General features: G+C 65.7%; 11 protein-coding genes and 1 pseudogene. 9 read left to right on the top strand and 3 right to left on the bottom strand.

Annotated features, from left to right (window positions below):
• Window positions 1-4 precede the first annotated feature (4 nt).
• Complete coding sequence (gene glmS, locus RMCB_RS19195) at window positions 5-1,870, bottom strand: glutamine--fructose-6-phosphate transaminase (isomerizing) (RefSeq protein WP_062830061.1); 1,866 nt, start codon at window positions 1,868-1,870, stop codon at window positions 5-7.
• Window positions 1,871-2,004: 134 nt separating this feature from the next.
• Here glmS and RMCB_RS19190 point away from each other — a divergent pair, with 134 nt between their 5' ends.
• Together RMCB_RS19190 and RMCB_RS19185 are read left to right on the top strand one after the other, a co-directional pair.
• Window positions 2,005-2,856 carry a dienelactone hydrolase family protein gene (locus RMCB_RS19190; protein ID WP_062830267.1) on the top strand — a complete coding sequence of 284 codons (852 nt, stop codon included), beginning with the start codon at window positions 2,005-2,007 and terminating at the stop codon, window positions 2,854-2,856.
• A 156-nt stretch (window positions 2,857-3,012) separates the two neighbouring features.
• Entirely contained in the window at window positions 3,013-4,053 is a 1,041-nt protein-coding gene (locus RMCB_RS19185) for an LLM class F420-dependent oxidoreductase (protein WP_062830060.1), read from the top strand.
• 52 nt (window positions 4,054-4,105) lie between these two features.
• Here RMCB_RS19185 and RMCB_RS19180 read toward each other — a convergent pair whose 3' ends face one another.
• Window positions 4,106-5,233, bottom strand: a complete 1,128-nt coding sequence (locus RMCB_RS19180) for a PDR/VanB family oxidoreductase (protein WP_109784348.1) — start codon at window positions 5,231-5,233, stop codon at window positions 4,106-4,108.
• Complete coding sequence (locus tag RMCB_RS19175) at window positions 5,226-6,146, bottom strand: metal-dependent hydrolase (protein WP_062830266.1); 921 nt, start codon at window positions 6,144-6,146, stop codon at window positions 5,226-5,228. The genes RMCB_RS19180 and RMCB_RS19175 overlap by 8 nt, the downstream gene beginning before the upstream one ends.
• Window positions 6,147-6,326: 180 nt before the next feature.
• On the opposite strand from RMCB_RS19175, the gene RMCB_RS19170 reads away from it, so the two are divergent.
• The 7 genes and pseudogenes from RMCB_RS19170 (at window position 6,327) to RMCB_RS19140 (ending at window position 13,127) form a co-directional block, all read left to right on the top strand.
• Window positions 6,327-7,199, top strand: a complete 873-nt coding sequence (locus tag RMCB_RS19170; RefSeq protein WP_062830265.1) for a cyclopropane mycolic acid synthase family methyltransferase — start codon at window positions 6,327-6,329, stop codon at window positions 7,197-7,199.
• Between the two features lie 105 nt (window positions 7,200-7,304).
• Window positions 7,305-7,865: a hypothetical protein gene (locus RMCB_RS19165; RefSeq protein ID WP_062830059.1), complete on the top strand. Its 561-nt coding sequence runs from the start codon at window positions 7,305-7,307 to the stop codon at window positions 7,863-7,865.
• A gap of 143 nt (window positions 7,866-8,008) precedes the next feature.
• On the top strand, window positions 8,009-9,043 hold the full coding sequence (locus RMCB_RS19160; RefSeq protein ID WP_062830058.1) for a YihY/virulence factor BrkB family protein: 1,035 nt from the start codon (window positions 8,009-8,011) through the stop codon (window positions 9,041-9,043).
• Between the two features lie 131 nt (window positions 9,044-9,174).
• Entirely contained in the window at window positions 9,175-10,008 is an 834-nt protein-coding gene (locus RMCB_RS19155) for a mycofactocin-coupled SDR family oxidoreductase (protein ID WP_062830057.1), read from the top strand.
• Window positions 10,009-10,120: 112 nt separating this feature from the next.
• Window positions 10,121-10,629 (top strand): annotated as a pseudogene (locus RMCB_RS19150) (IS607 family transposase).
• Window position 10,630: 1 nt separating this feature from the next.
• Complete coding sequence (tnpB, locus tag RMCB_RS19145; protein WP_062830056.1) at window positions 10,631-12,013, top strand: IS607 family element RNA-guided endonuclease TnpB; 1,383 nt, start codon at window positions 10,631-10,633, stop codon at window positions 12,011-12,013.
• 52 nt (window positions 12,014-12,065) lie between these two features.
• Window positions 12,066-13,127: a LacI family DNA-binding transcriptional regulator gene (locus RMCB_RS19140; protein ID WP_062830055.1), complete on the top strand. Its 1,062-nt coding sequence runs from the start codon at window positions 12,066-12,068 to the stop codon at window positions 13,125-13,127.
• Window positions 13,128-13,142 lie beyond the last annotated feature (15 nt).

The raw sequence follows: 13,142 nt of genomic DNA, 5'->3' as shown, positions 1-13,142 counted from the left end.
GGCGCTATTCGACGGTGACGGACTTGGCCAGGTTGCGTGGTTTGTCGACGTCGTACCCGCGGGCCCGGGCCACCCCGGCAGCGAACACCTGCAACGGGATGGTCGACAGCAACGGCTGGAAAAGCGTTGACACCGAAGGTATCTCGATCAGGTGATCGGCATACGGCCGGACCGTGTCGTCGCCCTCCTCGGCGATGACGATGGTGATGGCACCGCGGGCCTGGATCTCCCGGATGTTGCTGAGCAGCTTGGCGTGCAACATCTGCGCGTTCTTGGGTGACGGCATCACCACGATCACCGGGAGATCTTCCTCGATCAGCGCGATGGGGCCGTGCTTGAGCTCACCGGCCGCGAAGCCCTCGGCGTGCATGTAGGCGAGCTCCTTGAGCTTGAGCGCGCCCTCCAACGCAACCGGGTAACCCACATGGCGACCCAGGAACAGCACCGCCGATGACAACGCGAACCGCTGCGCCAACTGGCTCACGGGCTCGATGCCGGCCAGCACCCGCTTCACCAGAGCCGGCATGGACTCCAGCACGTGGTACTCGCGCCGCACCTCGTCGGGGTACTTGGTACCCCGCGCCTGCGCGAGCGCCAGCCCGACCAGGTAGTTCGCAGCGATCTGCGCCAGGAAGGTCTTGGTGGCCGCCACGCCGATCTCCGGCCCGGCACGCGTGTAGAGCACAGCGTCGGCCTCGCGCGGAATCTGGCTGCCGTTCGTGTTGCAGATGGCCAGCACCTTGGCCTTCTGCGTCTTGGCGTGCCGCACCGCCTCCAGCGTGTCGGCGGTCTCGCCGGACTGCGAGATCGCGATGACGAGCGTGCTGCGGTCCAGTACGGGATCGCGGTAGCGGAACTCGCTGGCGAGCTCGACCTCGACGGGCAGCCGGGTCCAGTGCTCGATCGCGTACTTGGCCAGCAGGCCCGAGTGGTAAGCGGTGCCGCAGGCGACGATGAACACCTTGTCGATCTCGCGAAGTTCCTGATCGCTCAGGCGCTGTTCGTCGAGCACGATGCGGTCGTCGACGAAGTGACCCAGCAGGGTGTCCGCCACGGCCGCCGGTTGCTCGGCGATCTCCTTGAGCATGAAGTAGTCGAAGCCACCCTTCTCGGCGGCGTCGAGATCCCAGTCGATGTGGAACTCGCGATAGTCCACATCGTCGTTGCCGTAGAAGTCGGTGATGCGGTAGCTGTCGGCGGTGATCACGACGGCCTGATCCTGGCCCAGCTCGACAGCGTCCCGGGTGTGTTCGATGAACGCCGCGACGTCGGAGCCGACGAACATCTCCCCCTTGCCGACACCGACCACCAGCGGCGTGGACCGGCGCGCCGCCACGATGGTGCCCGGATCGTCGGCGTTGGCGAACACCAGCGTGAAGTGGCCTTCCAGGCGCTGCAGCACCGCCAGAACCGAGGCCGGGAAGTCACCGGCGGTGTCGCCGTGGGCGTACTGCCGGGCCACCAGATGCACGGCCACCTCGGTGTCGGTGTCGCTGGCGAACTCGACTCCGGCGGCTTCCAACTCGGCACGCAGCCCGGCGAAGTTCTCGATGATGCCGTTGTGGACCACGGCGATCTTGCCCGCGGCGTCGCGGTGCGGGTGTGCGTTGCGGTCGGTGGGCCTGCCGTGGGTCGCCCAGCGGGTGTGGCCGAGGCCGGTGCTGCCCGTGAGCAGGTCATCGTCGGTCTCGGCGAGCGCGGCCTCCAGGTTGACCAACCGGCCGGCGCGCCGACGTACCGTCAGCCCGCCCTCGCCGTCGACCAGCGCGATCCCCGCTGAGTCGTAGCCCCGGTACTCCATGCGGCGCAGCGCGTCGACGACGATGTCGCGGGCCGGGCGCACCCCGACGTAGCCGACGATTCCACACATAGGGACCCAGGGTAGTGCAGGCGGCGCCCCGCACCTGCTTCCGCTAGCTGTGAGCTGATTCATCAGGATGGGCAGTTGGTGCACCGACACCATTCGTCCCCTGCTCGGACATGGGCGTGGGCTACGGTCATCGGGTGGCCAGCACCAAGAAGCTCTTCCGTGCGTTGACCCGCCGCGGACCGCACCGCGTACTGCGCGGTGACTTGGCATTCGCAGGCGTACCCGGCGTCGTGTACACACCCGAGGCCGGTCTGAATTTGCCCGGCGTGGCGTTCGGCCACGACTGGCTGGCGAAAGCCGAGAACTACACCCGCACCCTGGAGCATCTGGCGTCCTGGGGCATCGTCGCCGCGGCACCCAGTACCGAAGCTGGAGTGGCGCCCTCGGTGCTCAACTTCGCCTTCGACCTCGGCGCCACGCTGGACATCGTCAGCGGCGTGCGGCTCGGGCCCGGCAAGATCAGCGTGCACCCGGCCAAGCGAGGCCTGGTGGGGCACGGTTTCGGTGGTTCGGCCGCGGTGTTCGCGGCGGCCGGGCTGGCCTCCGGACCGCACGCCCCGAAGGCGGTGGCCGCGTTGTTCCCCACGGTCACCAAACCACCGGCCGAGCAGCCGGCGGCGACGCTCAAGGTGCCCGGCCTGATCCTCGCCTCCACCGGCGACCCCCTCAACCTGCGCTCCAACGCTGCCGAGCTGGCGGCGGCGTGGCAGGGTTCGACGCTGCGCACCGTCGACAAGGCCGAGTCCGCCGGTCTGGTGGAAGGCCGCAAGCTCACCCGGTTCATCGGTCTGCCCGGCCCGGACCGCGGCACGCAGAAGGTGGTCCGGGCGCTGCTCACCGGATACCTGCTGGCCACGCTGGCCGGCGACAAGACCTACCGGGACTTCGCCGACGCGGAGGTGGCGCTGCCGCGCACCGGATTCGCCGACCCCGACGCCCCGCCGGTCCAGTTGGAGGACAAGGTCGCTGCCCTGCTGAAGGGCTGACTCCCCGGCGGGCATGAGAGCCCGCGAGATTGACGTAAACGCAGCTCCGAGCACGCCGGAACGACCTTTTCGTCGTTTTCGCGGAAGGCGCGCGTTCGACAAAGCCCGGGCCACACCACCGTCCCAACCAACCGGTTGATGGTGTATAACTCCACCATGCGGACGGGCATCTTTCTGAGCTATGCGGGCGGCTTCAAAGAGGCTGCCGATCAGGTGGTCGAGTTGGAGAAGGTGGGCATCGACCTCGCCCTGGTGCCGGAGGCCTACTCGTACGACGCCATCAGCCAGCTGGGCTACCTGGCCGCCAAGACCTCGACCATCGAACTCGGCACCGGTGTCGTGCCGATCTACACCCGCACCCCATCACTGCTCGCGATGACGGCCGCAGGCGTGGACTACGTCTCCGATGGCCGTTTCCGGCTCGGCATCGGCACCTCCGGACCCCAGGTCATGGAGGGCTTCCACGGCGTTCCGTTCGACGCGCCGCTGGGCCGCACCCGCGAGGTGGTCGAGATCTGCCGTCAGGTGTGGCGGCGTGAGGACGTCAACTACGCCGGCAAGCACTACCAGCTGCCGCTGCCCGCAGAGCGTGGCACCGGCCTCGGCAAATCCCTGCACCTCATCAATCATCCAGTGCGCGAACGCATTCCGATCACCATCGCGGCTCTGGGGCCGAAGAACGTGGAGCTCACCGCTGAGATCGCCGAGGGTTGGCAGCCGGTCTTCTACTACCCCGAGAAGGCTGACGACGTCTGGGGTGACGCCCTGCGCGTCGGCGCTGCCAAACGCGACCCGGGACTGGGGCCACTGGACGTGATGGTCAGCGCCAGCCTGGCCATCGGCGATGACGTCGACGACCGGCTGGCATGGGCGAAACCCCAACTGGCCCTGTACATCGGCGGGATGGGCGCCCGCGGCAAGAACTTCTACCACAACCTCGCCACCCGGTACGGATTCGGCGACGTTGCCGACCGCATCCAGGATCTGTACCTGGCGGGCAAGAAGGCCGAGGCCGTCGCGGCCGTCCCCGACGAGCTGGTGCGCAACGTATCCCTGGTGGGGCCAACGGGATTCGTGAAGGAACGGCTCGCCGCCTACGCCGAGGCGGGTGTGACCACGATGCTGGTGCATCCGCTGGCCACCTCCGACACCGAGACGGTGCGGTTCTGCGAAGAACTGGTGTCGCTGACGCGATAGCCCGCGCAGGTTGCGAGAGTTCGAGTCGAGCGTCGCGGGCCGGCGAATTCCTTCAGAGGTCCAAAACAAGCGGTGCGGATGTAGGTTTGGCCCGCGAGACACAGACCAGCATTTGTCCCAGTTCCCGTTGTTCGTCGGTGAGCAGGTTGTCGCGATGGTCGACGTCACCGGCAAGCACCTGCTGCACGCAGGACCCGCAATACCCTTGTCGGCACGAGTAACTGACGTGTGGAAGGTATGACTGCAGCGCGGCCAAGGTGCTCTGCTGGGCACCAACCTGTATCACCGTGGCGCTTCGGGCCAGCATCACTTCGAACGGCTTTCCGTCGACAACAGGTAGCGGTGAGAAACGCTCGAAGTGCAACTCGGTACCGGGCGCGACGGTGCGACGGACGGCGTCGACCATCGGGGGTGGGCCACACACATAGACTGCGGTCGTTTCATCAGCCCCGGCGAGTAGCTCAGTGGTACCTGGTCGTCCGTGCTGATCGGTGGTGTGCACCCGCACCTTGTCGCCGAAGGCGGATAGTTCGTCCAGAAACGGTAGATTGTCGCGGTGCCGGCCGACGTAGCACAGCGACCACGGCACTCCCGTGCACTGAGCGAGCCGCGCCATGGGCAGGATGGGCGTGATACCGATGCCGCCTGCGACGAAGTGCAGCCTCTGTGCGCGCGACGCTGAACCGGGCAGGGGCATGAGGAATGCGTTGCGCGGCGTACTGATCTCGATGACCTGGTTCACGCGCAGCCCATGCGCTTCCTTGGAAGAGCCACTGCCATCCCACGTTCGTCGGACGGCGAATCGGTACTCCTGGGTTCGACGCGGGTCGCCGCAGAGCGAGTACTGGCGTGTGCGCCCGGACGGGAGATGGGTATCGATGTGGGCGCCCGGGTGCCACGGAGGCAGGGCCGTGCCGTCGTGCGCCGCCACGGTGAGTTCGACGACGGTGCCATCCCGCGCCACGTTGCGACGACGCACCACGAGCATTTCCCGGCGATTGCGGGCATGGGCGAGTTCCGGAAGCTCGCCGTCGCCGCCCAGACGCATGACACCGGACACGAACTTGGCGACGGCGTAGCCGGCGAACCGGATGAGGAGGTCGGGTCGGGTGGTTCGGTAAAGGCCCGGTGGCGGGTCGCCGACGTGCGAACCGATCACCCGACGGGCTGACTCAGCCATGGACCGCTCGCGCCGCGGGAGATGTGGCCAGGTAGGCGACCGCTTGTGCTGTAACACCTTCGTCGACCGGATCGTAGTCAGGTCGCAGCAGCCGCAGCCCGCAACGGATCATGAAGCCTCCGGTGGGAATGGTCCCGCGCCTGCCCGCGGCGCGTAGTTTCCACAGGAGCCGGACGTAGCCGAGATTGGGCAGCGCTGGATCTTCGTGGATGAGGAACTTGGTGCCGCGCAACAACATCGTGAAGAACACGACACTGACCAAGACCCCTGCGACTGCTTGGGCCAGGAAGTCCATGCCGAAATACTTGGCGACGTGGTAGGACACGTGGCGGTGCTCGACCTCCTCGGCCCCGTGCCACCGGTACAGGTCACACAAAGTCGGGTCGACACCCATGTCATCCCAAGCGTTGTTGAGCGCCCAGTGGCCGAGCACACCGGTGAAATGCTCTGCGGCACACAGCGCATGGGTGCCTGAGGCCAGCGCCTTGCGCCGGTGGCGACCGGAGACTCCGGCCATCCGCCGGTCGTATTGTGCCGCAACCCATTCCAGCTGACGATAGAACGGGTCGGGCTCGATGCCGTGGCGCCGGACGTAATTGACCAGGACGTCGTCATGGGTCTTGGCGTGCACCGATTCCTGGCCGATGAAGCCGATGATCTCCTCGCGCAGACGCTCATCACGCACATACTCCATTGCGTCTGCCAGCAACCTGGAAAACCACCGCTCCGCCACCGGCAGAAACAGGTTGAGGGCCGTGACGATGTGCGAACCATACGGATCCCCCGGAATCCAGTGCAGCGGCGCACTGTGCCAGTCGAAGCGAACTTCCCGTGGCCGCAGGGCAACCTCCTCGGGGGCGAAGTGGTCTGCCGCCGACGCCGTCGCAGGTTCACCGTGCACAATGCCGCCCATCTTTTCGCGACGGCTCCGACCGCCGCCCTTCACTACAGATTCGGAACGCAGGCGCCCGCAGATGGGTTCAATGGCGTCCGAAATGGGAAGCCATCCGCGGCCGGGTTGGCTGCGAATTCCGTGAGCGGACCCGATGAACCGGCGCGTTCACCCGCACGTGTCAGAAAGGTGGATCCACTCATGCCCAGCTTGACCCCGCACTTCAAGGATGTACAGGCTCACTACGACCTCTCCGACGATTTCTTCGCCCTGTTCCTCGATCCGACACGGACCTACAGCTGCGCGTACTTCGAACGCGACGACATGACGTTGGAGGAGGCGCAGCTGGCCAAGATCGACCTGGCGCTGGGCAAGCTGCGCCTTGAGCCGGGGATGACGTTGCTCGACATCGGCTGCGGTTGGGGCGCTACGCTACGGCGCGCGATCGAACGCTACGACGTCGACGTCGTCGGGTTGACCCTGTCCAAGAACCAGGCCGCGCATGTGCAGGCGATGTTCGACCGCTTGGACAGCCCCAGGCGCCGGCGAGTGCTGTTGGCCGGGTGGGAGGAGTTCGACGAACCGGTCGACCGCATCGTGTCGATCGGTGCGTTCGAGCATTTCGGCCATCAGCGGTATCCGGCGTTCTTCGACATGGCGTATCGGGCCCTGCCGTCCGACGGCGCGATGTTGCTGCACACGATTTGCGGAATCCACCCCAACGACGCCCAACGGCTCGGCGTGCCCATCACGTTCGAGCTGGCACGCTTCATCAAGTTCATTCTGACCGAGATCTTTCCCGGCGGTCAGCTGCCGTCTGCGCCCATGGTCGAAGAGCACGCGAACGACGTGGGCTTCACGCTGACCCGCCGGCAATCGCTGCAGTCCCACTATGCGAGGACCCTGGACATCTGGGCCAGCGCGCTACAGGCAAATCGCGTGCAGGCCACTGAGATCCAATCGCAGGAGGTCTACGAGCGGTACATGAAATACCTGACAGGATGCGCGAGGTTGTTCCGGCAGGGCCAGGTTGATGTCAATCAGTTCACGCTGGAGAAGTCCGGACGTTCATGAACGCCGGGTGGGGTCGGTACAGCGGTTGGTGAGAACCCGCGACGCGACGCCGGCAATTGCAGCACGGCTTTGGCTCAGAACGAAGCAACGGCAAGTGGATTCGACATGACTAGCAACGATCCGGTGGCGGCATTTCGGCTCAAACTCACGCCGCGACAACGCGAATTGCTCCGGACCCAGCTACGAGCCAACTCCGAGAACGCCTACGACGATATCGAGGAGAACGGTGATCGGCCCGTCGGCGAGTTAGCAGGCCGGTGGCGGGTTTTCGATCGTCTTCCTGAAGAGACATGGGCGCTTCCCGCCTGGTGGCGGCGCCAGTTCGCACGCGGATTCGACGACCTGGCTCTTGACCTTGAAGTCGGCCATCTCCCCTACCCCCGGAGCGTGGCCGAAGAAGTCGCGCTCATGCTCAGCATCGCTGACGCCCAGGCCGCACTGATGAACGGCCAGTACAACGACAGGGTCGTGGCTCTGCCTGCGACCCCGGGAGATGACGACTGGCAATCAGCGACAAATTCCCTCGTCAGTGGTCGGCACATCGACTGGCAACACTGCCTCGACGACACCCTGGAATGGCTCGGTGATCCACCCATGTCAACGAGCTGGTTCAATCCCTTCAATGGTTTCGAGCCGCGACCCGTCAACCGGGGATTCCGCCGTTGAGGATTGACCACAACCGTCCCTGATTCGGGCGATGTCGACTCCGAGCCCGAACTGCCCCCCGGGACATCGCTTCAGGTTCATTACGTCGCCTAGCAGGGTATACAGCGCTCCACACTCCGCTGGAGGATGAAGGGAGGCGGGTCGTGGAACTGACCGATCGCCTCGATGCCGCGCAGCGGCGCTATCCGGTGTTCGGCTATCCGCTGGCGGTGCTCTACAAGTTCATCGACGATCAAGGCGGATACTTGTCGGCGCTGATCGCGTATTACGCGTTCGTCTCCGTCTTCCCGCTGCTGCTGTTACTCTCGACCGTCTTGGGTTGGGTGCTGGTAGGTCATCCGGCGCTGCGCGATCAGGTGCTGCATTCGGCGTTGCACGAGTTTCCCGTGATCGGGTCACAATTGGGCGAACCCAAGCAGATCAGCGGAGGCATCGCCGGAGTAGTCGTAGGAACGTTGGGCGCGCTGTACGGTGGCCTCGGCGTCGGCGTGGCGCTTCAGAACGCGATGAACACCGTGTGGGCGGTTCCACGCCACCGTCGCCCAGATCCCCTCAACGCGCGTGGCCGGAGTTTGTTGCTGTTGGTCACCGTGGGTGCAGCGCTGCTCGCAACGACGGTACTGTCCGCGATCAGTGGTGGTGCGGGCATCTTCGGCGTCGGCGTCAAGATTGCCGTCGTCGTGGGGTTGTGCGTTGTGAATACCGCTGCGTTCGTCGCGGCGTTCCGGATCAGCACGGATCGTTATTTGACCGTGCGGCAGGTCGCCCCGGGAGCCGTCATTGCGGCACTGGGCTGGCAACTGTTGCAGTCCTTCGGCGCTGTCTACGTTGGGCACGTGGTCAAGAGCGCCAGCGCGACCAATGGGGTGTTCGCATTGGTTTTGGGCATGCTCACGTTTCTGTACATCACCGCCGTTCTGGTGGTGCTGTCCGCGGAGATCAACGTCGTGCGGGTCGACCACCTTCATCCGCGAGCGTTGCTCACCCAGTTCACCGACAACATCGATCTCACCGCGGCTGATCGCGACGTGTACACCGGACAGGCGACGGCCCAACGCAGTAAGGGTTTCGAGAACGTCGAAGTCACGTTCGACTCACCACCGCGCGCCGACGAATCGCCGCGTGGCCAGAATGCCCCAGCGCCTCCAGCAACCACACCGACCGAGACGTCCCCATAACGGCGTTACTGACTTTCGTCGACCAGTTCAGCCGCTGAAACGTATCACCGCAGCTCACCATGGCCCACCAAGGCTCTATAGTGATACGATTCACCACACGCTGAGCACGGCAAACGCGAAGGGAAACAAACATGGGACAACTCGACGGGCAGGTTGCCTTCATCACCGGTGTCGCACGCGGCCAGGGCCGCTCGCACGCCCTGACTCTCGCGCGCGAGGGCGCCGACATCATCGGACTCGACCTGTGCGCCAAGCCCTCCACCACCGCCTACGACGGCGCCACCTACGAGGACCTGCAGGAAACCATCCGGCTCGTCAAGGAGACCGGACGCCAGATCGTCGCCGAGGTCGCCGACACCAGGGACTACGAGCAGGTCGAGTCCGTCTTCACGCGGGGTATCGAGCAGTTCGGCCGCGTCGACATCGTGCTGCCGAATGCCGGAATCTGTTCGGGCGCCAAGACGTGGGAGATCACGCCCGACGCCTGGCGGGAAATGGTCGAGATCAACCTCAACGGCGTATTCCACACTGTCAAGGCCGCGATACCGACGATGATCGCCGCGGGTCGCGGTGGCAGCATCGTCTTCACCGGTTCCACCGAGGCCATCAAGGGAGCCGAGAACATCTCGTCGTACGCGGCCTCCAAGCACGGGGTCACCGGGTTGATGACCTCGCTGGCACGGGAATTGGGCCAGTACAACATTCGGGTCAACTCGGTGAATCCGACCTGCGTGGACACCCACATGATCAACAACGACTTCGTGTACGGCCTGTTCCGCCCGGACCTGGACAAGCCGACCCGCGAGGACGTCATCGACACCTTCGCCGGCACCCACATTCTTCCGGTGCCGTGGATCCAGCCGCAGGACGTCAGCAACGCGATCCTCTACCTGGTGACCGAGCCCGGCCGCTACATCACGGCGACCCCTCTGGTCATCGACGCCGGCTTCATCGTGAAGTCCTGAAACCGCAGCCGACCCAGCCCCTCGCATGACGTGTTGCGTCGTGCGAGGGGTTGCGAACTGTTGCGGGTCGAGTGGTCGGTAGTTGTCGGTGGTGTGCTGTAGGAACAGATGTATGAATCTGGCGGTGTGGGCAGAGCGCAAGGGTGTTGCGCCGGTTACCGCGTATCGCTGGTTGGGCGCGGGGGCGTTGTCGGTACCCGCCCGGAAAGTGGCCGGCTGATGATTGTCGACGAGCCTTCTCGCGTTGCGGGACCGCGGTAAAGGGCGGCGGTGTCCGGGCGGGTCTCCTCGGCGGATCTGGATCGGCAGGTAGTGCGGGTGACTGGGCGGGCCAGGGCTGAACTGATTGCTGCGCTGCTGGGTGACCCGATGGTGAGTCGGATCGTGGTGCACCGAGACCGCTTCTGCCGGTTGGGCTCTGAGCACGTTCAAGCCGCTCGTGCCGCCCAGGGTCGTGAGCTGGTGGTGGTCGGTTCGGCCGGGGTCGATGACGACCTGGTGGGTGATATGACCGAGATCCTGACATCGATGTGCGCGCGTCTGTATGGCAAACGAGCCGCGCAGAACCGGTCCAAGCGTGCACTGGTGGCTGCGGCGTCCGATGACGTGCAGGCGGCCTGAGATGCCGCGTTTCGAGATCCCCGACGGCTGGTGTGTGCAAGCGTCCCGGTTCACGTTGGATCCGACAGCCGAGCAGGCCCACGCGTTGGCTAGGCATTTCGGTGCCCGGCGTAAGGCATACAACTGGACTGTCGCGGCCTTGAAGGCCGACATCGAAGCCTGGCATGCGACCGGCGACGCGACGGCGAAGCCATCGCTGCGCGTGCTGCGCAAACGGTGGAACACCGTCAAGGACACCGTGTGCGTCAACGCGCACAGCGGTGAAGTGTGGTGGCCCGAGTGCTCGAAGGAAGCCTACGCCGACGGCATCGCCGGTGCGGTCGAGGCCTACTGGAATTGGCAAACCTCCCGTGCGGGCACCCGTGCAGGGAAACGGATCGGGTTCCCCCGCTTCAAACGCAAGGGCCGCGACGCTGACCGGGTGTGTTTCACGACCGGGGCGATGCGGGTCGAGCCAGATCGACGGCATCTCACGCTGCCGGTGATCGGCTGTGTGCGTACGCACGAGAACACCCGCCGGATTGAGCGGCTCATCAGCAAGGGACGGGCGCGGGTTTTGGCGATCTCGGTGCGCCGCAACGGCACCCGGTTCGATGCGAGCGTGCGGGTCCTGGTGCAGCGGCCCGTGCAGCCTGGCGTGGCACGGCCCGATTCGCGGGTCGGTGTCGATGTCGGGGTCCGGCGCCTGGCCACGGTCGCCAGCACGGACGGCACCGTCGTTGAACGGGTCGACAACCCGCGCCCGCTGCACGCAGCGCTCACGCAGTTGCGGCACGTGTCCCGTGCTCGCTCGCGCTGCAGGAAAGGCTCACGACGCCATCGTGAGCGCACCACCGAGCTGTCCCGGCTGCATCGCCGGGTCAACGATGTCCGTTCGCATCATCTACACGTCCTGACAACACGTTTGGCCAAAACCCACGGCTGCATCGTTGTCGAAGGTTTGGATGCGGCGGGAATGCTGCAGCAGAAGGGGCTGCCAGGGGCTCGGGCCCGGCGACGTGGGCTCTCCGATGCCGCCCTGGGCACACTACGGCGACACCTGTCCTACAAGACCCGCTGGTACGGGTCACAACTGATCGTGGCCGACCGGTGGTTCCCGTCGACGAAAACCTGCCACGTATGTCGGCATGTCCAGAACATCGGATGGGCTGAACACTGGCAATGTGACGCGTGTTCGGCACCCACGCATCACCGCGACGACAACGCCGCTATAAACCTCGCACGCTACGAGGAACCCGTTAGCGTCGTCGGCCCAGTTGGGGCCGCCGTCAAGCGTGGAGCCGACCGTAAGACCGGGCCCCGCCCGGCCGGTGGCAACGAAGCGCGGAAGGGAACCGGCCATCCGGCCGGCGAACAACCCCGAGACGGGATGCGAGTCACATGACCACTAACGATCACTCACTCGCAACGGCTTAGTCTTTTCCCATGGTGACCAGATGGTGACGATGAAGGACGTCGCAAAGGCTGCGGGCGTATCCCAGGCGGCGGTCTCCTACGCCTTCAGCGGATCACCGAAAGTCTCTGCCGGGCAACGGGATCAGATCCTCGCCGTGGCAGCAGAGCTTGGTTACCACGGCCCCAGCATCGCGGGTGCGAGCCTGCGTTCCGGCCGGATGGGCACGGTGGGGGTGATCATCCCCGGGACACTGGCCCTGGCGGTCGAGGATCCTTCGACGGCGCTGCTGCTCAAGGGCATCGTCGAGGCCGGCGAACTCGCCGACGTCGCACTGACCTTGCTGCCCGCCGACGGCACCGCGACCGACCCGGCCCGCTCGCCGCATTCCGGTGCGTTGCGCGGCCTCGTCGACGGGGTGGTCATGCACTGCCTACCCGATGCCCATCCGGTCGTCGCCGCGATCCTGGCCCGCGGGATCCCCGCGGTCGCAATCGATTCGCCGCAAGTCCCCCACCTGCCCTACGTCACGGTGGATCACCACGCCGCGGGTATGGTTCAGGCGAATCATCTACTGGCACAGGGACATCGGCGCATCGGTATCATCACCGACCGGCTGGGCCCTATCCCCCAGCCGGGCTTCCGGCTGCCTTCGGCCATTCCCACGGCCACCGAACGCTATCTGCGGGAACGGTTGACCGGTGTGCTCAGGGCATGCCGGGATGCTTCGATACCCGACACCGATATCGCGATCGTCGAGTCGGCAGGCATCGATCGGCAGAGCGGGCTGATCGCCGCCGAGCAGCTCATCGCCGGGTTCCGGCCGACCGGTGTGCTCACCACGTCGGATGTCCATGCCGCGGCGGCATTGCGGGTGCTGGCGGACAACGGGATCGCGGTACCGCAGCATGCGTCGGTCATCGGGTTCGACGACGCGCCGATCGCCGACCTGCTCGGGTTGACCACCATCCGGCAACCGTTGGTGGACAAGGGCAGAACGGCGGCCACCATCCTGCTGGACCTGATCGCGGGCCGCACCCGCAGACGTTCGGTGAAACCCACCGAACTGGTGGTGCGCACGACAACCGGTCCGGCGCCGCGTTGACCGGCACAGCGAAAA

The organism is Mycolicibacterium brisbanense, from assembly GCF_001570425.1.
Lineage (GTDB): Bacteria > Actinomycetota > Actinomycetes > Mycobacteriales > Mycobacteriaceae > Mycobacterium > Mycobacterium brisbanense.
Note: the sequence above shows the minus strand (reverse complement) of the source record. Positions and strands in the feature narration are given on the sequence as shown.